General features: G+C 62.6%; 19 protein-coding genes and 1 pseudogene. 9 read left to right on the top strand and 11 right to left on the bottom strand.

The window, feature by feature from the left end:
• The first annotated feature begins 108 nt into the window (after positions 1-108).
• The 5 genes from glyQ to KHO31_RS20840 are packed head-to-tail and all read left to right on the top strand — an operon-like array spanning position 109 to position 5,535.
• Complete coding sequence (glyQ, locus tag KHO31_RS20860) at positions 109-1,116, top strand: glycine--tRNA ligase subunit alpha (RefSeq protein ID WP_200563843.1); 1,008 nt, start codon at positions 109-111, stop codon at positions 1,114-1,116.
• Positions 1,117-1,136: 20 nt separating this feature from the next.
• Positions 1,137-3,236 (top strand): glycine--tRNA ligase subunit beta, encoded by a 2,100-nt coding sequence (gene glyS / locus KHO31_RS20855; RefSeq protein ID WP_201086643.1) that lies wholly within the window; start codon positions 1,137-1,139, stop codon positions 3,234-3,236.
• A gap of 10 nt (positions 3,237-3,246) precedes the next feature.
• A complete protein-coding gene (gmhB, locus tag KHO31_RS20850; RefSeq protein ID WP_201082937.1) occupies positions 3,247-3,801 on the top strand; it encodes a D-glycero-beta-D-manno-heptose 1,7-bisphosphate 7-phosphatase in 555 nt (184 codons plus the stop codon).
• 40 nt (positions 3,802-3,841) lie between these two features.
• The gene (locus tag KHO31_RS20845; protein WP_201082935.1) at positions 3,842-4,600 is read left to right on the top strand and encodes a lysophospholipid acyltransferase family protein; all 759 of its coding nucleotides are present in this window, start codon (positions 3,842-3,844) and stop codon (positions 4,598-4,600) included.
• Between the two features lie 44 nt (positions 4,601-4,644).
• On the top strand, positions 4,645-5,535 hold the full coding sequence (locus KHO31_RS20840; RefSeq protein ID WP_201082933.1) for a M48 family metallopeptidase: 891 nt from the start codon (positions 4,645-4,647) through the stop codon (positions 5,533-5,535).
• A 102-nt stretch (positions 5,536-5,637) separates the two neighbouring features.
• Here KHO31_RS20840 and KHO31_RS20835 read toward each other — a convergent pair whose 3' ends face one another.
• The 6 genes from KHO31_RS20835 to KHO31_RS20810 all read right to left on the bottom strand — a co-directional run bounded on the left by KHO31_RS20835 (position 5,638) and on the right by KHO31_RS20810 (position 12,025).
• Positions 5,638-6,036 carry a hypothetical protein gene (locus KHO31_RS20835; RefSeq protein ID WP_201082931.1) on the bottom strand — a complete coding sequence of 133 codons (399 nt, stop codon included), beginning with the start codon at positions 6,034-6,036 and terminating at the stop codon, positions 5,638-5,640.
• Between the two features lie 26 nt (positions 6,037-6,062).
• Positions 6,063-6,449: a lactoylglutathione lyase gene (gloA, locus tag KHO31_RS20830; protein ID WP_201082929.1), complete on the bottom strand. Its 387-nt coding sequence runs from the start codon at positions 6,447-6,449 to the stop codon at positions 6,063-6,065.
• Between the two features lie 102 nt (positions 6,450-6,551).
• Positions 6,552-8,204 carry a long-chain-fatty-acid--CoA ligase gene (locus tag KHO31_RS20825; protein WP_201086644.1) on the bottom strand — a complete coding sequence of 551 codons (1,653 nt, stop codon included), beginning with the start codon at positions 8,202-8,204 and terminating at the stop codon, positions 6,552-6,554.
• An 83-nt stretch (positions 8,205-8,287) separates the two neighbouring features.
• Positions 8,288-10,108 carry an alkyl sulfatase dimerization domain-containing protein gene (locus KHO31_RS20820; protein WP_211624088.1) on the bottom strand — a complete coding sequence of 607 codons (1,821 nt, stop codon included), beginning with the start codon at positions 10,106-10,108 and terminating at the stop codon, positions 8,288-8,290.
• A 110-nt stretch (positions 10,109-10,218) separates the two neighbouring features.
• A complete protein-coding gene (locus KHO31_RS20815; protein ID WP_211624086.1) occupies positions 10,219-10,905 on the bottom strand; it encodes a TetR/AcrR family transcriptional regulator in 687 nt (228 codons plus the stop codon).
• A gap of 163 nt (positions 10,906-11,068) precedes the next feature.
• Entirely contained in the window at positions 11,069-12,025 is a 957-nt protein-coding gene (locus KHO31_RS20810; protein WP_201082916.1) for a LysR family transcriptional regulator, read from the bottom strand.
• A gap of 102 nt (positions 12,026-12,127) precedes the next feature.
• Here KHO31_RS20810 and KHO31_RS20805 point away from each other — a divergent pair, with 102 nt between their 5' ends.
• Both KHO31_RS20805 and KHO31_RS20800 read left to right on the top strand, forming a co-directional pair.
• Positions 12,128-13,480 (top strand): MFS transporter, encoded by a 1,353-nt coding sequence (locus KHO31_RS20805; RefSeq protein WP_201082914.1) that lies wholly within the window; start codon positions 12,128-12,130, stop codon positions 13,478-13,480.
• A gap of 322 nt (positions 13,481-13,802) precedes the next feature.
• On the top strand, positions 13,803-16,817 hold the full coding sequence (locus KHO31_RS20800) for an autotransporter family protein (RefSeq protein ID WP_211624084.1): 3,015 nt from the start codon (positions 13,803-13,805) through the stop codon (positions 16,815-16,817).
• A 4-nt stretch (positions 16,818-16,821) separates the two neighbouring features.
• On the opposite strand, the gene KHO31_RS20795 is transcribed toward KHO31_RS20800, so the two are convergent.
• Positions 16,822-17,931, bottom strand: coding sequence for a porin (locus KHO31_RS20795; RefSeq protein WP_201082910.1), 1,110 nt, complete (start codon positions 17,929-17,931; stop codon positions 16,822-16,824).
• 402 nt (positions 17,932-18,333) lie between these two features.
• Between KHO31_RS20795 and KHO31_RS20790 the strand changes: the two are divergent.
• Positions 18,334-18,447 (top strand): annotated as a pseudogene (locus KHO31_RS20790) (DMT family transporter); the annotation flags it as partial.
• A 65-nt stretch (positions 18,448-18,512) separates the two neighbouring features.
• Here KHO31_RS20790 and rsmA read toward each other — a convergent pair.
• The 4 genes from rsmA to KHO31_RS20770 all read right to left on the bottom strand — a co-directional run bounded on the left by rsmA (position 18,513) and on the right by KHO31_RS20770 (position 24,337).
• The gene (gene rsmA, locus KHO31_RS20785) at positions 18,513-19,385 is read right to left on the bottom strand and encodes a 16S rRNA (adenine(1518)-N(6)/adenine(1519)-N(6))-dimethyltransferase RsmA (RefSeq protein WP_211624082.1); all 873 of its coding nucleotides are present in this window, start codon (positions 19,383-19,385) and stop codon (positions 18,513-18,515) included.
• Between the two features lie 132 nt (positions 19,386-19,517).
• The gene (pdxA, locus tag KHO31_RS20780) at positions 19,518-20,528 is read right to left on the bottom strand and encodes a 4-hydroxythreonine-4-phosphate dehydrogenase PdxA (RefSeq protein WP_201086646.1); all 1,011 of its coding nucleotides are present in this window, start codon (positions 20,526-20,528) and stop codon (positions 19,518-19,520) included.
• Between the two features lie 5 nt (positions 20,529-20,533).
• Positions 20,534-21,898, bottom strand: coding sequence for a peptidylprolyl isomerase (locus KHO31_RS20775; RefSeq protein ID WP_201082904.1), 1,365 nt, complete (start codon positions 21,896-21,898; stop codon positions 20,534-20,536).
• 72 nt (positions 21,899-21,970) lie between these two features.
• Positions 21,971-24,337 carry an LPS-assembly protein LptD gene (locus tag KHO31_RS20770; protein WP_211624080.1) on the bottom strand — a complete coding sequence of 789 codons (2,367 nt, stop codon included), beginning with the start codon at positions 24,335-24,337 and terminating at the stop codon, positions 21,971-21,973.
• Positions 24,338-24,559: 222 nt separating this feature from the next.
• Between KHO31_RS20770 and KHO31_RS20765 the strand changes: the two genes are divergently transcribed.
• Positions 24,560-25,651 carry an aminoglycoside phosphotransferase family protein gene (locus KHO31_RS20765; protein ID WP_211624078.1) on the top strand — a complete coding sequence of 364 codons (1,092 nt, stop codon included), beginning with the start codon at positions 24,560-24,562 and terminating at the stop codon, positions 25,649-25,651.

Below are 25,651 nucleotides of genomic sequence, written 5' to 3'. Positions count from 1 at the left end.
GGACACCCCCCTCCCTTTCCGTTAAAATCTACAGTTTAGCACTTCGCTCCACGGCCAGCTCGCGCGCTCCGGCGTTTGCGGCGCGGCCCTATGCCCGAAAGGCACTTCATGCTCACGTTTCAGCAAATCATCCTGACACTGCAGTCCTACTGGGATAAGCAGGGTTGCGCGTTGCTCCAGCCGATCGACATGGAAGTCGGCGCGGGCACGTCCCACGTCCACACTTTCCTGCGCGCGATCGGCCCGGAACCGTGGCGAGCCGCCTATGTGCAGCCGTCGCGCCGCCCGAAAGACGGCCGCTACGGCGAGAACCCGAACCGCCTGCAGCATTACTATCAGTACCAGGTCGTGCTGAAGCCGGCGCCGGAAAACATTCTCGACCTGTACCTCGGCTCGCTCGAAGCCCTCGGCTTCGATCTGAAGCAGAACGACGTACGCTTTGTCGAAGACGACTGGGAAAACCCGACGCTCGGCGCTTGGGGTCTCGGCTGGGAAGTGTGGCTGAACGGCATGGAAGTGACCCAGTTCACCTACTTCCAGCAAGTCGGCGGTCTGGATTGCAAGCCGGTGCTAGGCGAAATCACTTATGGTCTCGAACGTCTGGCCATGTATCTGCAGAAGGTCGAGAACGTCTACGACCTGGTCTGGACCGAGTGGGAAGAGCAAGGCCCGAACGGCCCCGAACTCCGCCGCCTGACTTACGGCGACGTGTACCACCAGAACGAAGTCGAACAGTCGACCTACAACTTCGAGCACGCGAACGTCGATCTGCTGTTCACGTTCTTCAACAGTTACGAAGCGGAAGCCAAGCGCATGATCGATGCGCAGATCGCGCTGCCCGCTTATGAACTGGTGCTGAAGGCCGGCCACACGTTCAACCTGCTGGACGCCCGCGGTGCGATTTCCGTCACGGAACGCGCGGCCTACATCGGCCGGATTCGCGCGCTGTCGCGTCTGGTCGCACAGGCTTACTACGACTCGCGCGAAAAGCTCGGTTTCCCGATGCTCGGCAATCCAGTGCACGGCGTGCCCGGACTGACGACCGACGAGCAGGATGCCGCCATGCCCGCGTGGGCGCCGCCGCTGAAAATCGAACGCAAGATCGATCCGGACTGACGAGACGAGAACACCAAGAAATGACTCAACCCCATCAAGCTACCCTGCTCGTCGAGCTGCTGACCGAAGAACTGCCGCCGAAAGCGCTCGCGCGTCTCGGCGACGCGTTCGCCGAAGGCATTGCGCAGCGCCTCGCGGCGCGCGACCTGGTCGAAGGCGAACTGTCGTTCGAACGTTATGCCACGCCGCGCCGCCTCGCTGTCACGATCAAGAACGTGCGTGCGGTCGCGCCGGAAAAACACGTGCGCGAAAAAGTGCTGCCGGTTTCCGTCGCGCTCGATAAAGACGGCCAGCCCACCGCGCCGCTCGCCAAGAAACTGGCCGCGCTCGGCTTCCCCGATTTTTCGGTGAACGACCTGGAACGTGCGCAAGACGGCAAGGCTGAAGCCTTCTTCCTGCGTTACGCCGCGCCGGGCGCCACGCTCGCCGAAGGCCTGCAAACCGCGCTCGACGAAACGCTTGCCAAGCTGCCGATTCCGAAGCCGATGACGTATCAGCGCCCGGACGGCACCAGTGTGCAATTCGTGCGCCCGGCGCATCGCCTGACCACTTTGCACGGCGAACAGGTCGTGCCGGTCACCGCGCTGGGCGTCGACGCCGACGACACCACGCTCGGCCATCGCTTCCTGTCCGAAGGCTTCGTGCAGATCCAGCATGCGGATACGTACGCCGATACGCTGATGCACAAGGGCCGCGTGGTCGCGAATTTTGCCGATCGCAAGGAAACCATCCGCACGCATCTGCTCGCGCAAGCCGAAGGCGACCAGGTCGTGATGCCGGAATCGCTGCTGGATGAAGTGAATTCGCTGGTCGAATGGCCCGTGGTCTACGCCTGCCGGTTCGAAGACGAATTCCTGCAAGTGCCGCAGGAATGCCTGATCCTGACCATGCAGACGAACCAGAAATACTTTGCGTTGACGGATGCGAACGGCAAGCTGCGCTCGCGCTTCCTGATCGTGTCGAACATCGAAACGGCGACGCCGGGCGATATCGTCGAAGGCAATGAGCGCGTGGTGCGTCCGCGTCTGGCCGATGCGAAGTTCTTCTTCGAGCAGGACAAGAAGAAGCCGCTCGCCGATCGCGTGCCGCTCCTCGCCAACGTCGTGTATCACAACAAGCTGGGTTCGGCGCTGCAACGCGTCGAGCGCGTCGAAGCGCTGGCAGGTGCAATTGCCTCGCTGATCGGCGCAGATGTCGCGCTCGCGAAGCGCGCTGCACGTCTGGCCAAGGCCGACCTGATCACCGACATGGTCGGCGAGTTCCCAGAGCTGCAAGGCACGATGGGCACGTACTACGCGCGGCACGACGGCGAGCCGGAAGAAGTCGCGCTGGCATGCTCGGAACACTATCAGCCGCGTTTCTCCGGCGATGCGTTGCCGACCACGGCAACCGGCACCGTCGTCGCGCTCGCCGACAAGCTCGAAACGCTGGTCGGCATCTGGGGCATCGGTCTGCAACCGACCGGCGAAAAAGACCCGTTCGCGCTGCGCCGTCATGCGCTCGGCGTGCTGCGGATTCTGGTCGAGAAGCAACTGCCGGTCGATCTGATCGAACTGCTGCGCACCGCTTACGCGCAATTCGCCGCTGTGCCGGGCGTCGCCGATTCGACGGAAGCGATCTACGAATTCAGCATGGACCGCCTGCGCGGTCTGCTGCGTGAGCGCGGCTACGCGCCAGGTGAAATCGACGCGGTGCTGGCGCTGAACCCGACGCGCCTCGACGACATCGTCGCGCGCCTAGATGCAGTGCGCGAATTCGCGGCGCTGCCGGAAGCGGCCTCGCTCGCGGCAGCCAACAAGCGCATTTCGAACATCCTGAAGAAGTCGGAAAGCGCGACGAACGGCGGCGTGCAGGTCACGTTACTGACCGAAGCGGCGGAAAAAGCCTTGCATGCGCAACTGGAACAGGTTGCACCGCGCGTGCAATCGCAACTCGCCGCACGCGACTACACGGGCGCACTGACCGCGCTCGCCGCGTTGCGCGAACCGGTCGACACGTTCTTCAACGACGTGATGGTCAATGCCGAAGATCCGGCGTTGCGCGCCAACCGTCTGGCTTTGCTCGGCGCGCTTCATCAGCAGATGAATTGCGTCGCCGACATTTCCCGACTCGCCGCCTGAGCCCCGCGCCATGCCGACCAGAAAAGTGGTGATCCTCGACCGCGACGGCGTGATCAACGTCGATTCCGACGCGTTTATCAAGTCGCCGGACGAATGGGTCGCCCTGCCCGGTTCGCTCGAAGCGATCGCGCGGCTGAACCAGGCGGGTTATCGCGTTGCTGTCGCGACGAACCAGTCGGGCATCGGCCGCGGTCTCTTCGACATGAACGCGCTCAACGCAATGCATCTGAAAATGCATCGCATGGCGGCCGCGGTCGGCGGCCGCATCGACGCGGTATTCTTCTGCCCGCACACGGCGCAAGATCACTGCGAATGCCGCAAACCGAAGCCCGGCATGCTGAAGATGATCGCCGAACGTTTCGAAGTCGATCCGCACCACACGCCGGTGGTCGGCGACGCGATGCGCGACCTGCAAGCGGGCGCTTCGCTCGGCCACCCGACTCATCTGGTGCTGACCGGCAAGGGTCGCAAGACGCTCGCAACCGGCGGCCTGCCCGAAGGCACGCGCGTGCACGACGACCTGCGCGCATTCGCACTCGACTTCCTTTCCGACGCTCACGAGTGACGCGCGCCACGCGCGCCCCCAACCCTCACTGACCACGCCGATGCGCTTCATTCGCTCGTTACTGCTGCTGATCTACCTCGTGCTCTTCACGGTGCCGTACGCGATCGCGTGCTTCATCGCGTTCCCCTTCATGCGCGCCGACAATCGCTACTGGATGGCGGCCGGCTGGTGCCGCGCCACGCTCTACACAGTGCGCTGGCTGAACGGCATCCGCTACCAGGTCGAGGGCTATGAGAACCTGCCCGATGGTCCGGCCGTGCTGCTGTCGAAGCATCAATCGGCGTGGGAAACGCTGGCGTTTCCGGCGCTGATGCCGCGGCCGATGTGCTACGTGTTCAAGCGCGAGCTGCTGTTCGTGCCGTTTTTTGGCTGGGCGCTGGGCTTGTTGAAGATGGTTCACATCGATCGCAAGGAAGGCAAGTACGCGTTCGAGTCGGTGATCAAGCAAGGCAAGGCGCGCATGGACGAAGGCGCGTGGGTCATCATGTTTCCGGAAGGCACGCGTACGCCGACCGGCAAGCAGGGCAAGTACAAAACAGGCGGTGCGCGTTTTGCAATTGCCACTGGCGCGCCAGTCGTGCCGATCGCGCACAACGCAGGACGACTGTGGCCGCGCAACTCGTTTCTCAAATATGCGGGTATAGTCACAGTGTCGATCGGCAAGCCGATCGAGACGACGGGGCTCACGCCCGATGAAGTGAACACGCGCGTCGAAACGTGGATCGAAGCTGAAATGCGTCGCATCGATCCTACCGCGTACCGCGCGGCGGATAGCAGCTCCGCCGCCGCACCAATCTGACGCGCCCGCGCCCTCGAAGGCGCATTTGCGCGAAGCCGAATCCGATGCAGAAGTCTCCTACGTCGCAGCCCGCTGCGGCGCTCGATAACCGGCAACTCGATCTCCCGCTCTTCGCCGAGCCGGGGTCGACGTCGTCGTCCCCATCACCGTCCGTGCCGTCGTCCGGCTCGCAAAGCGGGCAGCAAACGGCCGTGCCGCTTGCACCGGACGGCAGCAAGCTGCGCAGCCTCACCATCGGCTCGCGCACGCTGCACTACGTGCTCAAGCGTTCGGCACGCCGCTCGATCGGCTTTGCGATCGACAGCACAGGCCTGATGATTACCGCACCACGCTGGGTCACGCTCGCCGATATCGAAACCGCCATCACCGAAAAGCAGCGCTGGATTTTCACGAAGCTGATCGAATGGCAAACGCGCGTCGAACAGCGTGCGTTACCCAAGGTTGACTGGAAAGATGGTGCGGAAGTGCCGTATCTCGGCCAGCCGGTGCGCGTGAAGCTCGGCTCGCCGCAAGGCACGCTGGCCTTCAACGCGGATGAAGCTGCACTGCAAGTGCCGCTGCCGTTGCAAGCGGACCCGCAGCAGATCAAGGATCGTGTGCAAGGCTGGCTGCAAGGCGAAGCAAAACGCCTGTTCGGCGAGCGGCTCGCGATCTACGCGGAGAAACTGGGCGTCAACTATCGCGCCTATGCACTCTCTTCGGCCGCCACGCGTTGGGGTAGCTGTTCGAGCGACGGCAAAATCCGCCTGAACTGGCGGCTGATCCACTTCCCGCTGTCGATCATCGATTACGTCGTGGCGCACGAGCTCGCGCATCTGCGCGAGATGAATCACAGCCCGCGCTTCTGGCAAACGGTTGAATCGATTTTTCCGGAATTCCGCGAAGCGCGGCAGACGTTGAAGTCGCATCCGCCGGAATTGCTGCCGACGCTTTGACGCCTTCGGGCCTTTTTCGGCTCTTCAAGACTTCGATCGTCAACCATGAAGCCTTGAAGCCGGCGCCTCGACTCGAAGCGCCGGCCTTCTGAAACCCACCGCTCATTCCGCGCAGAAGGTTTCCTGCAGGTGACGCCACGTCACCTTGCCGTGCGCGTCCAGATCCATTACCGCTGTCGAGCGCCGCACGTTCGCATTGCCCGCGTTGTCGCGCTGATACTCACGATACTTCACTACCGCGCCCAACGCATACTCGGACACGATCTCCATATCGCGAATTGTGATCTGCGAGCCAGGACGCGCGCCGTTCAGCTTCGCGAAAATCTCACGCAGGCCCGCGTAATCCAGTGCGAGACCGGACGGCATGACCAGCGTGAATTGCGGAGCGAAACGCGCCATGATGCGATCCAGCGCGCCGTGATCCGCGGAGCCGTCGAACAAAGCCTGGATTTCGACGTGGATGTCGCCAAGTTCTTTGAAGTAGGGATTGCTGTCGTTCATTGCGTGTCCTCGCCCCGCCGCTTACGTCACTTTTTCTTCTGGATAAATTCGATCTTGTAGCCGTCCGGATCCGTCACGAAAGCGATCACGGTGGTGCCGTGTTTCATCGGACCGGCTTCGCGCACGACCGTGCCGCCTTGCGCCTTGATTTTGTCGCAAGCCGCATAGGCATCTTCGACTTCGACAGCAAGGTGCCCGAAGCCGGTGCCGAGGTCATACGACGGCGTGTCCCAGTTGTGCGTAAGTTCAAGGACGGTGCCGTTGCGCTCGTCTTCATAGCCGACGAACGCAAGCGTGAACTTGCCGTCCGGATAGTCATCCCGGCGCAGCAATTTCATACCGAGCAAGTCGGTGTAGAAGGCAATCGAGCGGTCCAGGTCGCCGACCCGGAGCATGGTGTGAAGCAGGCGCATCGTGTACTCCCTAGTGCGTGATGTCGAGAGCGTAAATGTACCCGGAATCGCGCCACGCTGCAGAGCGTGCCACACGCGGCGAGGCGCATGGCACGCCCGTTTTTAGCCCGCGCTCTTCACCTCGTCGCGCAATGCGCGCCGCAGAATCTTGCCGACGTTGGTCTTCGGCAGTTCGCTGCGGAATTCGATGATCTTGGGGCGCTTATAACCCGTCAGTTGCTCCTTACAGAACGAAAAAATATCCGCATCAGTGAGCGCCGGATCTTTCTTCACCACGTAGAGCTTGACGACCTCGCCCGCCTCCGCGTCCGGCACGCCGACTGCCACCACTTCGAACACGCCCGGGTGCTTCGCCACGACGTCCTCGATTTCGTTCGGATAGACATTGAAACCCGACACCAGAATCATGTCTTTCTTGCGATCGACGATCTTCACGAAGCCCTCTTCCGTCATCACGCCGATATCGCCGGATTTGAAGAAACCGTCCGGCGTCATCACCTTCGCGGTTTCATCGGGACGGTTCCAGTAGCCGGCCATCACCTGCGGTCCGCGAATACAGATTTCGCCACGCTCGCCGAGCGGCACTTCGTGGCCGCCGTCGTCGCGAATCGAAATATCCGTGGACGGCAACGGCAAGCCGACCGTCCCGGTGAACGCAGTCGACGTCGGCAGATTGGTGGTGGCGCACGGCGACGTTTCCGAGAGCCCATAACCTTCGACAATCGGCACGCCAGTCAGCGCTTGCCAGCGTTGCGCGACGGCTTGCTGCACAGCCATGCCGCCGCCGTTCGATTGCACCAGCTTTGAGAAGTCGAGCGTTTTAAAATCAGGCTCGTTCAGCAGCGCGTTAAACATGGTGTTCACACCGGGGAACGAGTTGATCGCGTAGCCTTGCAAGGCTTTGATCAACCCCGGCAAATCGCGCGGATTCGGAATCAGGATGCCCATGCCGCCGCAGCGCATTGTCAGCAAACCGCAGACCGTCAAGCCGAAGATGTGATACAGCGGCAGCGCGACGACCGTGATGTACTGCTTGATGTCGGTGCGCTCGCGATAAACCGGCTCGCGCCACAACTCCGATTGCAGGACGTTGGCGATCAGATTGCCGTGCAGCAAAGTGGCGCCCTTCGAGACGCCGGTGGTGCCACCGGTGTATTGGAGCACCGCGACGTCGGTCTGCGTGAGCGTGACAGGTGTGAAGCCCGCGTCCGAACCACGCGCGATCGCATCGTTCAATGTAATTTGCGAAGTCGGCGGCACATTGGCCGCAATGTCCGGACTACCCGCGCCGAGCATCTCGCCGATCGACGTCAGCACGATATGCTTGATCGACGTACGCGCCTGTACGGCCTCGAGCGTCTTCGCGAACGTATCGAACAGCACGATCGCTTCCGCGCCGCTGTCGTTCAACTGATGCTCCAGTTCACGCGGCGTGTACAGCGGATTGACGTTCACGACCACGTAACCGGCGCGCAGGATGGCCGCCATGACCACCGGATACTGCAGCACATTCGGCAGCATCACGGCAATGCGTGCGCCGCGCGCGAGACCTAGCCATTGAAACCACGCCGCAAGATGGCGCGACTTCGCATCGAGTTCGCCGTAGGTCAATTTGCGGCCCATGCAGACGAACGCGCATTCTGCGGCGTGCGTCTGGAAACTTTGTTCCAACAGATCGCCGACGGAACTGAACTGCGTACTATCGATCTCGGACGGCACGCCCGGCGGATAGGACTTCAACCAGATTTTTTCCATGTCTCCTCCTTGGGTTTCGCATCGCGATGCGCCAATGCACGATGTGCCACTGCGCCAACGCCCCGATGCGAGCCGCGCTGCTTCTATCGCGTAGTAAGCGCGGGCATACGCCGCGCGGGCTGGTCGAAACAATCGAAGAATCGGCGCAACTGCTCGACCGTGCCACGCTCCAACTTTACTGTGCCGCTCTCGAGGCACTTCGGCAACTGCGTTGCCATGTCGCGCAGTGTGCCGTACAAGGTGCTGGTTTCCAGCGCGAGTTGAACGTCGATCGCCGACGGTGTGCGCTCGTGAATCTGCAACACGCCACGCCGTAATTCGAGCGCATGCGTTTCATTGCGATCCGTCACGCGAAACGCGAGTGTCATCTGCACGTCCGCGCACCGTTCCGGATCGACGTTCACACTGAAGCGCTGGAACACATTGCGCAACGGTTGAGCGCGCAACACATCCGCCGAAGCGAGACTCGAACTGCCGCCAAACGGCAGTTCGTCGTAGGCGTGTTCGAGTTCGCGCGCCGCGCTTAGATACCAGTTACGCCAGTTGGTGTTCACCGTGCGGTAGCCCAACTCGCGCAACGCGCCTGCCTTGATGCTGCGGGCGTCGGCGTCGGTTGTATCCAGGCGCACCAGCAGCGTGGCCAGTTCCGCGGCCCAACGCCAATCGCCTTCACCCAGTGCGATACGCGCAGCGGCGCGCACTGCCTCCACGCCGCCCATCATCTTGACCATGCGTTGCGAACGCTCAGCGCGCGGCAGCGGATCGAGCGATGCCGGATCGCCATCGAACCAGCCTAGTTGCCCGCTATACACCTGCCGTACCGAATGTTTGACCGTGCCGTAGTACTCGCCGAGCCACGCATGCTCAGCGAGGTGCGGCGGCAGCGCGGGAATGGCCTCGACGAGTTCGTCCGGGCTCAGGCCGAAGTTCATGTGGCGGATGGTCTGGTCGTGGATGAACTGGATGGCGTCGCGATACACGCACAGCACCTCGGCGACAGACTGCGCGCCCGATACCGGACGGCCATGCGCCGGCACCATATGCGCCGCGTTGAAGCCGCGCATCATGTCGATGGTCTGATACCAGCGCACCGGATCGCGGTAACGCGTGCCGCGCAGCGTGTGCACGTTCGCGAGACACTCGCCCTGGATCACTTCCGCCGACAGCAACACGCCGAGATCCGGCAGCCACATCACGATTTCGTCGTCAGCCTCCGAGGGCGCGTAGCGGAACTCAAAACGCACGCCTGCCAGCACGATGTCGAGCTTGTCGTCGAACACACGGGTCGGCGCGAAGAAGCTCGCCGGTTCGGCGATCAGCACCGGTCCGATGCCTGCATTGACCTTGCCGGTCGCGCCAGCCGGCAGCAGCGTGCCGAAGCTGTAAGCCGAACGCGTGGCGAGAATCGGCGCCACAAGGTTCGCGTTGTTGATGACGGTGTCCATCAACGAGCGGTGCGCGATGATCTCGACGCGGCCCGCCTCGAGCGCGGCCTCGTCGACAAAGGCCCGCACGCCGCCGGTGTGGTCCGTGTGGTTGTGCGTGTAGACGACAGCCTTGACCGGCAGCGCGGCGTGCCGCGGATCGATCGCGCAGAAGTCCTCATAGATGCGTTTCGCAGCGGACACTGCCTCGGTCGCGTCAATCACCACGATACCGTCGTCGCCGACCACGAAGATGATGTTCGCGATCGCGTAACCGACCGCGCAATACACGCGCTCGGCTACGCGATAGATGCGCTGTGCCATCCGCCGCGAGTGTTCGGTCAGGCGCGGCGGCACGGTCGGCGCGGCAATGGCGAAGGCGAGATTCACGCCGGCGTCGAACGCGACATCGAGCGGTTCGCCGATGTGTGGTGCGTCGAAGGCCGGATTACGGACCAGTTCTGGACAACATGAGCTCATGCGGTGTCTCCTTGAATATTCCACTGCGCGTTACGGGAAGCCACGCTGCATCTGGATCGGCTTTCTATTAATGGAATCGGAATTCTGATTCCTATTTTTAGGTAAAAAAATCAGCCGTCCGGCAAACCGAGACAGCGTCGCAAACGAACTTGCAGCCATGACCGCAGTTGCCGGCTGGTGAGCGACAAAGGACCCGGGTCGTTCAACACGCTGTTGACCAGCATGCCGAGGATCATTTGCAGGGTGGCGCGTACTTCGAATTCGAGCGACTGGGTCGCGTTGTCCTCGGCCTTGATGCCGCGCGACTGTGCCAACGCCCCGACGAGACGCGGCACGATCATCGCCAGAACCTCGTGATTGGTCGACTTCACGGCGTCCCAGCTGGCTTTGCGCTGCGACGCCCGCAGCAACGACGCGTGATACAGCCCACGATTGCGCCGGAACGTCATGACGTAAAACGAAATGACCGCATCGGCAAGCGTACCCGCGTCGTTCGAATGCCAGGCCGGATCACGTTCGACGGTCTCGCGCACGTGCGCGAGCCCCTCTTCCATTGCCGCGTCCTGAAGGACTTCAAAGAAGCTGTCCTTGTTGTCGAAGCGCCGATAAAACGCGCCGATCGACGTACCCGCACGCTCGACGATGTCGTTGATGGACAGATCATCGAGATTGCCGCTCGCTTCGAGCAGCTCGCGCCCGGCTTGCAGCATGCGAACGAGACCCTGCTGGCTGCGCGTCTGACGCGGCGCCGCGATGGCGCTGGGTTGTGCTTCGCGGCTGCGTGGGGAAGTCGTCATGCGGTGTTCAGTCTTGGTTCGCTGCGCTGAGAAAATGAAGACTCACGGCAAACCGGAATCTGGATTTCGGATCGTCCGCGATTGGGGTCGCTGTGTCAACCGCATCCAGGGTAATCACGGGGGGCGGTCATGCGATCACAGAGTCTGCCGTTCAGCGGCTCATTCAGGTTGCCAATGAGTCGGGATGCAGCAGGCCCTGCGCGGCGCGGTTCGCGTCCTCCATCACCTGTTCGGCCAGTCCCAGCGCGGAATCCGCGGCGGGCGAAAGCGTGCGCTCGGCCAGATACACCAGCGCGAATTCAAGCGCGAGACGCGGCGGATTGACGAGCGGAATGCGCGCCAATCGCCGCATCTCCAGATCGCGCCGCACCGCGGACGCCGTGGAGAACAGCACGGCATCGGTCCGCGCAACGACGTCCTTCAGTACCGCCACGTCGTTGCATTCGATCTGCAACGGAATCTGCTCGTGCGCACGGTATTTGAGCAGGCGATGCAGGGCATCCTTCATGAACGCTGGCAAGGTCACCGACACCAGCGGAAACTCGCGCAACGCCGCGAGTTGCACCGTGTCGCGCGCAAATAAAGGATGGTCCGGCCGCGCGAACCAGCCGCCCTCGTGACGCGGCAGACGCCGCAACGTGACATCCGGCGTCACGGGCGGCACACGGCGGTCGCCGACCAGAAAGTCGATCTGTTCGGCGTGCAGCTTGGCAAGCAACGCATCGCCTTCACCAAGTTCGATCCGCACCTTGATCTTCGGAAAGCGCCGCGCGAACTCCACCAGCAGGTCCGGCAGCAGCACGACCGCCGCATAGGGCCCGAGGCCGATGCGCACCTCGCCGAGTTCGTGTGTCTTCAGCAGTTCGACGTCGCGGAACAGACAGCGCGTTTCGAACAGCACGCGCCGGGCGCGCTCGACCAGCAGCCGCCCGGCCGCCGTCATCGCGACGCCGCGTGCCGCGCGGTCGAACAGTTTCATGCCGACTTCCTCTTCGAGCGCCTGAATGCTGCGGCTCAATGCCGGCTGGCTCAGATGAACCCGCTCGGCCGCGCGCGCAAAGCTGCCTTCCTCGGCGAGCGCGATAAGATGGGTAAGGCGGCGGGAATTGACCTCATGCATAGTTTGCAAGCTCCCGATAACGAGAATGCACTTGAACAATTCATTTATACCACCTCAAATGGGCGAAAACCCAGCGCCCCGCGCGAGAAATGGAGACACGCTTTGCCCACCATCCTGAGCAGCACGAAGCGCTGCACAGCGCTTGCCGCCGACACGGCCACAGCGTCGGCTCACCCCGCCCACACACGCGAAGCCCTGCAGGGCCACCGCTGGGTGATCGTCGCCTCGCTGTTCCTGTTCATGCTGATCAATTTCGCCGACAAAGCTGTGCTCGGTCTGGTCGCGATCCCATTGATGCATGACATGCAGTTGACGCACGGTCAGTTCGGCCTCGTCGGCAGCGCGTTTTTTGTGTTGTTCTCGATCTCCGGCGTCGCGGTCGGACTGATCGCAGACCGCGTCAACATGAAATGGCTGCTCGCCGCGCTCGCGCTGATCTGGGCGGTAGCGCAGTTGCCGCTCGCATGGCCGACCAGCTTTGCCGTGTTGCTGCTGTGCCGCGTCTTGCTAGGCGCAGGTGAAGGGCCGGCCTCGGCGCTTGCGCTGCACGTGGTTTACACCTGGTTCGACGACCACGAACGCAACCTGCCTACCGCCATCGTTCAACAAGGGGCGACCGCAGGCGTCATCATCGCGGGACCGCTGCTCACCTATATCTCGCAGCGGTGGCACTGGCACGCGACGTTTCTCACGCTCGGCGCGGTCGGCATCGGCTGGACCGTCTTGTGGCTGTGCCTGGGCAAGACGGGGAATCGTCAGCACAACGCATCATCCGCGTTTTCCGCGGCAGTTGCCGGCCCGCGTGCTGCGCCATTACGCTTTCGGCGCATGCTCAGCGACCGTACCGTCATCGGCGTGATGCTGCAATGCTTTGTCGGCTACGCGGTGGTCGCAATCGGTTTCACCTGGGTGCCCGCGTATTTCCGGCTCGGTCTCGGCTTTGACGCAACCCGGGCCGGTTGGTTGTTCGCGCTGCAAGTCGCGGCGCAGATCCCGCTCGGCATCGCGCTCGCAATAGTTTCGCATCGTATGCTCAAGCGCGGCGTGTCGTCGAAGGTGGCGCGCGGCAAACTGATCAGCGCGGCGTGCGTGGTAAGCGGGTTGGCGTACTGCTCACTGTTGTTCGGTGCGCCGCCGTTGGTCAAGATCGCGTTGATGGGGCTCGCCAGCGCATTGGCGATTCAGACTTTCACCTTCGGCCCGATGCTGGTCGCCGAAGTCGCGCCGGTGGCGCGGCGCGGAGCGCTGCTCGCGATCACCAATGCGATTGTCACCACTGCCGGGCTGATCGGACCCGTCGCGATGGGCAAGCTGCTCGGCGTGGCAGGCGACGTGAGGGGCTATGAGATTGGCTTCGGGATAACGGGCGTGTTGCTGCTGATCGTCGGTGCGGCGGGATTCGCGTTGATCGATCCACGACGGTCGAAGCGGCGCATGGAAGGCACACCTGAGTGAGACTCGCGGCCGCGCTTTTACATGGCCTATGCGTGGTTGTTGCATCGCCTTTCGTGCAGCGTTTCCCGTGATCGTTCGTAGCGCCTTTTCGCGGCTTTCGTGAGGCGCTCGAGTGGCCTTTGCGCACCACCCAAGCAGCCTCCTTCACGCGCGGTCCTACGACTTGTCGTTGCCATCCTACGTCATCCGAATCGTTGACTAAATTCGTCTGACGGTACATTCTTTCGCACACCGTCCAGCCGCGGCATCCCAAGAGACGGCGCAGCACCCAGAGCGAACCCAGCAGGAACTGACCAGACCTGTTCTACTGGAGGACCACCGTATGCGTCGTGCATGTTCGAGGCATGTGCCTGTTCGTTTGCGTCTAGTCGAAGCCCTTTCGTCCGCGCTCGGAATAGCGCTCCTTCTGCCATGCGAGTCTGCGTTCGCCGCCTGTGACAACACTGCGCCGATCAGCGGCCAGACGGTCACGTGCAGCAACAGTGCCCCCAACCCGTCCACTACGCCGGTCATCGCAGTGACCGGCAGCACCAACGTCGCGGCGAACGTGCAGGCAGGCGCGGAACTCGACGTGGGCGGCAACAATGGCATTCTCGTGTACGACCGCAGCACGGTCACCAACCTCGGGACAATCCGCGTCACGGGCGACAGCTTCTACGGCATCTCGGCCCAAGGAACGGGCGCCGGCCAAAACGGGCTGACCAACCGCGGTTTGATCGTAACGACCGGCGCAGGGTCGGACGGCATGTTCAACAGCGCGGCCGCGGTCACGATGCTCAACGACACGACCGGCGTTATCCAGACGAGCGGCACCAATGCCGCCGCGATGCACGACGTCTCCGGCGCCGGCGGCGGCACGCTCACCAACAACGGCCAGCTTTCGACTACCGGGGACAGCTCTGCCGGCATATCCGCGCAGACAGCTACCGACACGGTCGTCAACAACGGCACGATCACAACAACGGGTGCCAGCGCGCCTGGCATCTATACGTACAGCACCTCCATCACGAACACAGGCACGATCAGCACCTCGGGCTCAGGCTCGCACGGCATCATTTCAGAGGCTGCGTCACCGAGCGTCATTACCAACACCGGAAAGATCACCACCAACGGTCTCGGCGCCTACATTACGGGCAGCGTCACGTTCAACAACGAAGCCGGCGCAAGCATCGTCACCAAGGGGAGCAACGGCATCGATGCGAATGACGGTGGCACGTTCAACAATGCCGGCGTCATCTCCGCGACCAACGTCACGCTCTCGATTTCCAATGCCGATGCCACTATCAACAATACCGGCACGCTCGAATCCGCCACCACGGAGGTCGTTGCATCATTCGGCTCGTTCGACATCACCATCAACAACACGGGCAACATGCTGGGCAGCAACGGCCGCGGGATCTATACCGATACCGGCAACGACACGCTCAACTGGAGTGCCGGCACGATCACCGGTTTTATCCGGCTCGGCACGGGTCACGATACCGCCACGCTGACCGGCCTGACCGACACCAATCTCGCCGGTGTGCCGCTGTTTGCAGGCGGCAACGTCTCGAGTGTTCTCAACTTCAACAACACTCAGGCGAGCGGTCTGAGCCGCTTCACGAACTGGTCGACCATCAACGCGACGAACGGCAGCCAGCTCACGCTCGACAACAACGGTTTAAGCCTCGGTAATAGCGGCACGCTGACGGGCACGCTGAATGTCGATTCGAGCAGTACAGTGTTTGCGGGCGGCTTTGGCGGCACGGCGACGATCGCACCAGCGCTCGCCGGTCAGCTCGTGAACGTCAACAATGCGGGCACCATCGATCTGACCAACGGGGCGACGGCTACGGGCAATACGCTGGCGATCAACGGCAACTACACGGGGCTCAACGGCCGCTTGCTGTTGCAGACGGTGCTGGGCGGAGACGGCTCGCCGAGCGACAAGCTGGCGATCGCGCAAGGTGTCGGCTCGGGCAATACTTCGCTCGGCGTCACCAACGTCGGCGGCTCAGGCGGCGCCACGCTCACGGACGGAATCCTCGTGGTGCAGGCGAGCAACGGCGCGACGACGACATCGAGCGCATTCACGCTGCCGAAACCGCTGACCGCGGGCGCCTATACGTACTACCTGTTCAAGGGCGGTGTGAGTGCGGGAACGGCGGACAACTGGTATTTGCGCTCGAGTCTGGCTGCGGCGCCTGCACCTGCACCTGCACCTGCACCTGCACCGACACCTGCACCTGCACCCGCACCGACACCGACACCTGCACCCGCACCGACACCGACACCTACGCCTACGCCTACGCCAACACCTACGCCCGCACAAACGGGGCCCATTGCCGCCGCCGGCACCCCTTCCTTACCCGCCCCACCACCAGCAGGCTCGGCGCCGACGCCGCTCTACCGGATAGAGGTGCCCGTCTACGCCGAGGTCCCGGTTCTCACGCGCGAACTCGGTATCGCGCAGATCGGAACCTTCCATGACCGCCAGGGCGAGCAGGCATTGCTGGACGAAAGCGGCCCGCTAGCCGCCGCGTGGTCGCGGGTCTGGGGCGAGCACACCTCGCAGAGCAACAGCGGCGCCGCCAATCCCGAATTCAGCGGCACGATGGCCGGCGTGCAAGTGGGTCACGATATCTACGCGGATCGCAGCCCAAGCGGCCAGCGCAATCACTACGGATTCTTCATCGGCTTTGCCCGCGCCCAAGGCGACGTGAACGGTTTCGCGCTCGGTTTCCCCGATCTGTCGGCCGGGCGGCTGTCGATCAATGCCTACAGCGCAGGCGTCTACTGGACGCACATCGGCCCGGGAGGCTGGTACACCGATGCAGTCGCGATGGGCAGCTCGCTGACGCTCGATCCGTCGTCGAATCAGGGCATTGGTGCGAGCACGCATGGACATGCCGTGACGACCTCGCTGGAAGCCGGCTTGCCGATTCCGCTGCGCGCCAATCTCAGTCTCGAACCGCAAGCACAACTGATCTGGCAGCATGCATCGATCAACGATCTCAACGACGGCATTTCGAACGTATCGTTTCACGCGGCAAACGGTCTGGTGGGCCGGCTCGGCCTGCGCCTTGAAGGCAGCTTCGAAGGCGCGGGCGCTCAGTGGCAGCCGTATTTGCGCGCGAATCTGTGGCGCTATTTCAATGGCACCGATAGCACGACCTTCGCCGGCACGACCGTGATTCCCAGCGATGTCGCCGCCACGGCCGCCCAGTTCGGCATCGGCATGGTCGCGCATCTGAGCGCTCGCGGCAGCGTGTTCGCTACCGCGAGTTACACCACGAACGTGAACGGCGAGCACCGCAGCACCGTGGAAGGCAATCTGGGCGCGCGCTGGAGTTGGTAAGCGCTCAGAACTGATGCCGCACGCCGGCCATCAGGCCGATCTGGCTCCCCTTCTGCGCGAGCCCGACGCCGTTGACGCCCTGCAACTGCGCGCCGATCAGGTCGCCCCGGTACAGCGAGTAATCGCCTTCCAGGTAGACGTCGGTGCGCCTCGACAGGTTGTAGTCGGCGACCAGTTGATATTGCCATGCCGAACCGTCCTGCGCGGCGGTCTTGCCGTCCTGCAGCGTGCGCCAGACATTCGCGGCGAAATGCCACGTGGTGCCGACCTGCTGCGTGATGCCGCCCATGATCATGCGACGCCGCGAAAAATCCGTGTACTTGAGCGCGGCCAACGCAGGCGCGGTGAACGGCCCGTTGGCGAAATTCGAGAAGCCGGCGTCATTCTGATCGACGATATAGCCGACGGAGAACCGGGTCATGTTCCACGTGTACGACCCGCCGAAAGTCCACGCTTTCGCGGCTGCGCCGTTGAGTGAATCTTTCGACTCCTGATACGCGCCGCCGAAGGTGAACGGGCCGCCCGGTGCGTAAGCGAGCGCCGCGCCGATCTGGCTGCCGTACGAATTGCCCGCATTGCCGCCAAACGCGTAGCCGGCAGCAAGATGGAAACCGTTATATTTCGCCTGATACTGCACCTGGTTGCTGGTCCAGATACCGCCGGTCATCGTCACTTCCGGCTGAAAACTGAAGTCGTACGGAATCCAGATATTGCTGCCGTAGCCGCCGATGGTAATGCCCTCGATCATCACGTTGTACTGACGGCCGAGGATCACCTGCCCATAGGAATCCGAGCGCACACCCACTTGCGCTTCATTGAAGAACGGCAAGGTGGGATCGCTTTGGCCGCTATTCATGTAGAAGCGATTTTCGAGCTTGAAGAACGTCGACCAGCCGCCGCCCAGATCCTCGACACCCCTTATCCCCCAGCGGCTTTCCGTCATGCCGCCGTTGCCGAGCCCGATTGACGAATCGCCGGCCTGGTTTGCGTGGGTCAGATACCGCACGCTTTCGTCGATCACACCGTAGAGCGTCACGCTCGATTGCGCGTGCGCCATTTGACACGCCAGCGCTGCGGGCACAACTGCCATCGCCCACTTGCTTACGTTCTTCATATCGTCTCCTCGTACGGATTCCCGCTTTTCGCGGATATTTCGATACGGCCACGCCTGACCCAAGTACCGGCACGCCGCTCATCTGGGAGCGCGCAAATCGGCAGATGCAATGCAGGGCTCGCATCGGAACCTTGCATGGCGGCCAATTCAGGCTGTTTGAATGAGCTGACGAAATGCTTGTGGGTGAACCTTAGCGCGAAACCAGGGCAGCAAGAAAATAGACTGAAGTAAGTGTTGTTATGTCATCGAAGGGCTTGCAGCTTGTAAGAGGCACGCGTAGGCGGTGGGGTCATCGCATGGCGGAGTGGACGGTTTTGATATCGTATGACCCATTTTCGCCACTCCGCACGCCATGAGCGCTACCGCACTGCCCGCGCGCCGCGCCCTAGGTAGCTTCGCCCCTTCGGCGTGTTGTTACTCGGCGAGTCGTTCAGCCTGCGCTTCCTGATGGCTGCGGCGCTGGTATTGACCGGCATTGCGCTGGTCAATGCGCCGACGAAGCGGCTTGCTGCCTAAGGAGTGGGGCGTTTCACGCGCGCTGCAGGGCGCAGCGCGCTTCGTTCAAGACCGCGCAACGCAACTCAGGCGTCGTCAGTCTCCGTTTCCGCGGCCGCGGCGCCGCGTGACGGCGAAGCCGCTACGATCTGCGCCACACGCACGTATTCGGCCACCGGCACATCTTCGGCGCGGCGTTGCAAATCGAAGCCCAGTGCGTCGAAATCCACCGAGTCACGAAACGCAGCCAGGGTGTTGCGCAGCATCTTGCGCCGCTGCGAGAAGGCCGCCGTCACCACTTCGCCGAGTACGCGCTCGTCCACGGCCGGCAGTTCATGCAGCTCGTACGGGATCATCCGCACGATCGCCGAATCGACCTTCGGCGGCGGCTGGAACGCTTCAGGCGGCACATCGAGTTGCTTGTCGATCACGTAGCGGTATTGCAGCATCACCGAGAGGCGGCTGAACGCCTTGGTGCCCGGCTCCGCCACCATGCGGTCGACTACTTCGTTTTGCAGCATGAAATGCTGATCGATCACGCGATCCGCGAACGCGGTCAGATGAAACAGCAACGGGCTCGAAATGTTGTACGGCAGATTGCCGACAATGCGCAGCGACGCCTTCTCACCCAGCGCTGCCAAAGTGCCGAAATCGAACGCGAGGGCATCGCCCGCATGGAGCTCGAGCAGGTCGCCGAATTTTTTCTTGAGGCGGCCGATCAGATCGCGATCCAGCTCGACGGCGTGCAACGGCGCTTCGGGCGTCGCCAGACGCTCGATCAGCGGCGCAGTGAGCGCGCCGAGCCCCGGCCCGATCTCGACCATGCGCTCGCCGCGCTGCGGCCGGATCACATCGACGATCGAATCGATCACGCCCATATCGACCAGAAAATTCTGCCCGAAACGCTTGCGCGCGATATGGCCTTGGTGCCGGCCCGGTTGCTGTTTGCTGGTGGACATCGAAGAAACGCTTTGAAAGAGAACTGCTTAAGAATAGGAACAACCCGGGACCAACCCAGGAACACGCGCGACGACCGCGACAACGGCAAGCGGCAGGAAACGCGTACGGCCCTTCTCTGCGCGACTGCTGGATCAGCCCGCGCGGCGGTGCTGCGCCATCGAAACCGCCGTGTCGATCGCGGCAATCAGACTGCCGGCATCAGCACGGCCAGTGCCCGCAAGATCGAGCGCAGTGCCGTGGTCAACCGAGGTACGGATGATCGGTAAGCCGAGCGTGATATTGATGCCTTCGCCGAACGTTGCGTACTTCAACACCGGCAGACCCTGATCGTGGAACATCGCCAGCACGCAGTCGGCCTGTTCCAGATAACGTGGCTGGAACAAGGTGTCCGCCGGATAGGGGCCAGGTGCGTCGATACCTTGCTCGTTCGCGAGCTTCAGTGCTGGGGAAATCACCTCGATTTCCTCGCGGCCCAGATAACCGTTTTCGCCCGCATGCGGGTTCAAACCCGTCACGAGGATACGCGGCGCAGGCAAACCAAAGTGGTGGCGAAGATCGTGATCGATGATGCGCAGCGTCTCCACGATGCCTTCGATCGTCAACGCGGCGGAGACGTCTTTGAGCGGCAGATGCGTGGTAGCGAGTGCGACGCGCAACGGGCGCTTGCCGGTACCGGCCAGCATCATCACCACACGCGGCGTGTGCGTGCGCTCGGCAAGATATTCGGTGTGGCCGGTGAACGGCACACCGGCATCGTTGATGGTGCTTTTCTGCAGCGGCGCGGTAACGATCGCGTCGAACGTGCCGGCCACGGCGCCGTCAATCGCGGTGTCGAGCAGATCGAGCACGTAGCGGCCGTTCGCGGCGTCCAGCTTGCCGGCCAGCGAGGGCGCGCCGAGCGGCCGGTGCTGCACCCGCACGCGCTTGCCGCCCGCCACCAGTAGAGCCCAATCGACGCCTACCGCCCGCGCGCGGTCAGCCAGCAAATCCGCATCGCCCAGCACGGTGAACTGTGCGCCCGGCCAATGCGCCGCCGCGCCCGCCAGCGCCTGCGCGGTCAACTCGGGGCCGACGCCGGCAGGCTCGCCGGTCGTGATCGCGATCTGCAACGGAAGGCTGGTGGACTGCGCGGCGGTAGTCATGATGATTATTGCAGGCTTGCCTGGACGGGTTTCACTTCGACGTAGGCCGTATCGCGCAATTCGCGCAGCCAGTCGGCGTAAGCCTGTTCCGCCTTGCGCTGACCGATTGCCTGACGCGCCAGATCCATCTGCTGCGAAACGGAGCCTTCCGATTCGCGGCGGCCCAGCACCTGAATCAGGTGATAGCCATATTCGCTGCGCACCGGGTCGCTGATCTGACCGTCCTGCAGGCTGTTCATGGCGCGCTCGAATTCCGGCACCGTCTCGCCCGGGCTGATCCAGCCCAGGTCACCGCCTTGCGACGACGAACCGTCTTGCGAGTAGGTGTGGGCAAACTTCGCGAAGTCACCGCCTGCGGCGATCTGGTTCTTGATTTCGAGCAGCTTCTGACGCGCTTGCGGCTCGGACATGCCGTCGCCGACGCGCAGCAGAATGTGGCGAACGTGCGTCTGCACGAGCTTCGGCGCATCGGAGCTGGTGCCCTGGCCCGCGCGACGATCGACGAGGCGCACGATTTCAAAGCCGTCGTTGGTACGGATCAGATCCGGATTGATCTCGCCCGGACGCAGCGCCGAGGCGGCCTTGACGAACTCAGGCGGCAGCTTGGACGGCGGCAGGAAACCCGTATCGCCACCTTTCGACGCATCCGGCGCTTGCGAATTCGACTTCGCCAGCTTTTCGAAGTTGGCGCCGCCCTTGGCTTCGGTCAGCAGGGCCTGGGCCTTTTTCTGCGCGGCTTCGATGTCGGTTTCCGATGCGTTCAACGGGGCCTTCACGAAGATGTGCTGAAGGTGCAAATCGCTCGTCAGGCCGGAGTTCGGGCCGCGCTGGCTGGCGATGTAGTTCGCGACCTCGGCGTCCGACACCGTGACCTTGCTGTCCACTTCCTTCTCACGCAGACGCGAGAGCGTGAGCTCGGTGCGTGCGTCGCTCGTGAAGGTGGTCCAGGGCACGCCTTGCGCCTCGATACGCGAGCGATACATGTCGAGCGACATGTTGTTCGCCTGCGCGAGCCGCTCGAGCGTTTTTTGAACAGCGGCGTCGTCAATGTTGATGCCGTCTTCTTTCGCCTTTTGCAGCTGGATGCGTTCCAGCACCATCTGGTTGAGCACCTGCTGGCGCAACTGGTCCATCGGCGGGACCGGCGCGTTCTGCTGGTTCAGCCGGTGGGTGATCAGGCCGATGCGCTCGTCGAGCTCGCGCCGCGTGATGACACCGTTGTTGACCACGGCGGCAATGGTATCGACTGTCTGGCCGTTATTGCCGGACGACAGCGCCTGCGCCTGAACCGGCGCAACCGACAGGAAAGACGCTACGGCGGCAAGACCGGCCGCAAGCGTTGCCAAGCGAAGCTTTTTCATGATTGCCACAGATACTCCAATGATGTCGGGCGCGCCTGGCCCGTCTTTTCGCATTCTATAAATGACCGTTACCGGCAAGCGTCATTCGTAATTGGTGAAACGCGCTTCCGGCGGCGGCGGCGGCGGCAACGGCGTATAGCCCGCCACGCTGGTGCGGAATGCGGAAATCAGCCCGTTGTCGACGCTCGACAACCCCTTGAAAGTCAACTGCGCGAGGAACCGCGTGCTCGATTGCTGCTGCGACGATGTGTTAAGACCGTTCGCATAGCGCTGGATCCCTGCGCCAAGCGTCCAGCAGTCGGCGTCGTATTGCAGGCCGATCAGACCGTCGACGATCTTATGCCCGTCCAGGTCGTAATTGAAACGGCCCACCCCGTACACACGGTGTGTCAACGGCCACTGGCCCGAGATCAGCACCTGATTGATCGGTTGGTTATCCAGCGTGGAGTTCGCGCGGGTGTAGCGATACGCGACGTTGATCACCTTGCCGGAGGCCGGGCTGAACCCAAAGCCGACGCTCGTCTTCGTCAACTGGTTGTTGTCGGCATTATATTGGAACGCCGTTTCCGAAGCGAAACCGGCGCCGAGCTTGAGCGACGCACCCGCGATCAGATCCGAATGCGTGGCCTGCGTACTCGTCTGAGTAGGCTGCAGCGTGACGCGCTGATCCTGGAAGTAATACTGCTGCGCGATCACAAAGCGCGCGCGTTCATCACCCGTGGCCGGGTTAATGAAGCGCGTGGTAATGGCCGCGGTCAGACGGTTCGCGTCGGCGATCCGGTCGTTACCGACGAACGTGTTCGGCGTGAAGATTTCCGCCAGCCCGAAGTCGGACTCGGCCGTATCGAACAGCGGCGCGGAATTCTGGTTGCGGTACGGCGTGTAGACGTAGTAAAGCCGCGGCTCCAGCGTCTGGATGTAATCCTCGCCGAAGATCCGCACCGAACGGTCGAAAATCAGCCCGGTGTCGAAACTTAGCGTCGGGATCGATTCGGTGAAATTTTTCGGTGTGCCGATCGGCACGTCGTCGCCGATATTGCCCAGGTTGTACGACGCAAAGTGCCATTGCACCTTCGGCGTCACGAAGTAACCCGGCCCGACCACCGAATACGACAGGTACGGGTTGAACATCACCCGCTGACCTTGGGTCAAGTCCCCGGTAGTGATGCGGAAATTCGAGTAGTCAGCTTCTGCACCGTAGTCGAAGCCGCCGACGTTGTACTTCGCGTACTTCACGTTCAACTGCGGCTCGCGGCCGTACGGCGCCACTGACGGCTGCAGCGTCTGCCAGTGCTGCTCGCGCGCAAGCACCGACCACGGGCCGTTGTTATAGGTCAACCCTGCTTCCTGTTGATACAGGAGCTGGGTGCCGTTCATGAACTGATTGACCGACGACGACAGGTCTTCCGGATACGTGTTGTCCGAAACCTTGTTGTAGTAGACGTAACCGCCAAACCCGTTGCCGAAGTTCTGGTTGTGCTGGATGTACAGCGCGTAGCGGTTCGTATGGGTCAGGTGGTCGTCCGGCAGGAATTCACCGGTGATCGAGCCCGAATAGGTGGGCGACAGATAACGGAAGCTCGACTGCAACTGAACGCCGCGCTTCGAGATCAGACGCGGCGTGACCGTCAGGTCGCGATTCGGTGCGATGTTGAAGTAGTACGGCACCGACAGTTCGAAGCCGTTCGACGAACTCAGCGAAAACGTGGGCGGCAGAATACCGCTGCGCCGGTCGCCCGACAGCGGGAACGACAGCCACGGCGAAGCGAATACCGGCACGCCCTGAAAGAACAGCACGCTGTTGTACGCGACGCCTTCATCCGCGCCGGTGTCGAAATCGAACTCGCTGCCTTTGATGTACCAGGCCGGGTTGTCCGTGCACGAACAGGCTGTGTACGTACCCTTCGTGAACACCGAGCGCTCGTTGTCGAGCAGGTCGACGCGCTCCGCGCTGCCCGAGCCGCCGGTCACGGTGAAGTGGTACTTCGGCGCCGACATGTAGCCTTCGCTCGAGTCCACCCGCATATGCGCTTCCGGGCCAGCAAACGTGGCGCCGTTATTGTTCAGGTGAACCCGGCCATATGCGTCGGCCATGTCCGTGTCCTGATCGTAGTGCAGCGCGTCGGCCTTGATCACGAAGGTATTGCGGCGCACCTCGGCCGAGCCTTTGGCGGCCATGTCCTGGTCGGTGGTTCCGCTGGTCGTGTCGCCGAGTACGAAGGTGGCCGGTTTCTGGCCTGCCTGCAACGGATGCTCTTCGAGCTGTGGGGCGAGTTGCATGCCCCAAGGCGCGTCAATAGGTTGCGGCTGCGCGGCCTCCCCCACCAACTGGGCGTGCGCAAGCGCGGGCATCAGGCCCGGAGCGGCGATCAACGCCGCGACGAGCCGCCTTTTGCGCGGCACTACAGCACAAGAGGGAGTCGTTTGGGAAAGCTGTCTAGGCGGCATGTATCGTTTGGCGAATCGGCCCGTCCATCAGCTTCTGCAGTCACGATCCACCGCCTGCACACCCCGACCGTGACAGTCGGCTGCACATCAATATTTACAATCTGTCGAACGATGAGGCGGGCGGTAAAGCGGAACACGCGAAAGCTGGCGTGAGTCGCGTCAAAAAAGTCGTGGGGTATTATATGGCAAGACGTTGCCCCTCAGAATTTGCCGCCGGTTTTCATGACCCTGCCCCCTTCCAAAGACGCCATCCAAGATTCCTCCGACAGCCGCCTCGAACTGCTCAAGGCCTGGCTGAACGCCCACGCAGTGGGCTATGCGCTCGAACTCGACACGCTTGCCCCGGCTTCGTCCGACGCCAGTTTTCGCCGCTATTTCCGACTCGCCGGTAAGGCGGCGGAAGGTGAAAGCACCGGCACACTGATTGCCGTCGATGCCCCGCCGCCCGAAAAGTGCCGCGAATTTGTGCAGGTGGCGCAGTTGCTCGGCGCTGCCGACGTGCATGTGCCGCGCGTGCTCGAGGTCGATTTCGACGCCGGCTTCATGCTCGTCACCGATCTGGGCACCGACTCGTACCTCGGCGCGTTGACCGAGGCGCAAAGCGGGGATGACCCACGCCGCGCACGCACGCTGATGCGCGACGCGCTCGATGCGCTGATCCGCTGGCAGCTCACATCGCGCGAAGACGTGCTGCCGCCGTTCGACGAAGCCTTCCTGCGCCGCGAGATGGAGTTGCTGCCGGAGTGGTTCATCGGCCGCCATCTGGGCCGCGAGGTCGACGACAAGACCCGCGGGCTGCTCGATCGCACCTTCTCGCTGCTCATCGCAAGCGCCCGGGCGCAGCCGCAAGTGTTCATGCTGCGCGATTTCATGCCGCGCAATCTGATGATCGCCACCGCGCCCAACCCCGTGAATCCCGGCGTGCTGGACTTCCAGGACGCGGTGTATGGCCCAATCACCTACGACGTCGCTTCGTTGCTGCGCGATGCATTCATCAGCTGGGACGAAGAGTTCGAGCTGGATTGCTTCGTGTACTACTGGGAACGCGCGAAAAAGGCCGGCCTGCCCGTCGATCCGGATTTCGGCGAGTTCTACCGCCAGCTCGAATGGATGGGGCTGCAACGGCACATCAAGGTGCTGGGCCTGTTCTGCCGGATCAACTACCGCGACAGCAAACCGCATTACATGAAAGATCTGCCGCGTTTCATCGGCTATGCCCGCAAGGTCGCGGAACGCTATGCGCCGCTGCGTCCGTTCGCGAAGCTGCTCGACGATCTCGAAGGCCGCGCGAATGAAGTCGGCTACACGTTCTGA

This window comes from Paraburkholderia domus (assembly GCF_905220705.1).
GTDB classification, from domain to species: domain Bacteria; phylum Pseudomonadota; class Gammaproteobacteria; order Burkholderiales; family Burkholderiaceae; genus Paraburkholderia; species Paraburkholderia domus.
The sequence above is the reverse complement of the archived record's forward strand: the minus strand, read 5'-3'. Positions and strand labels throughout refer to the sequence as shown.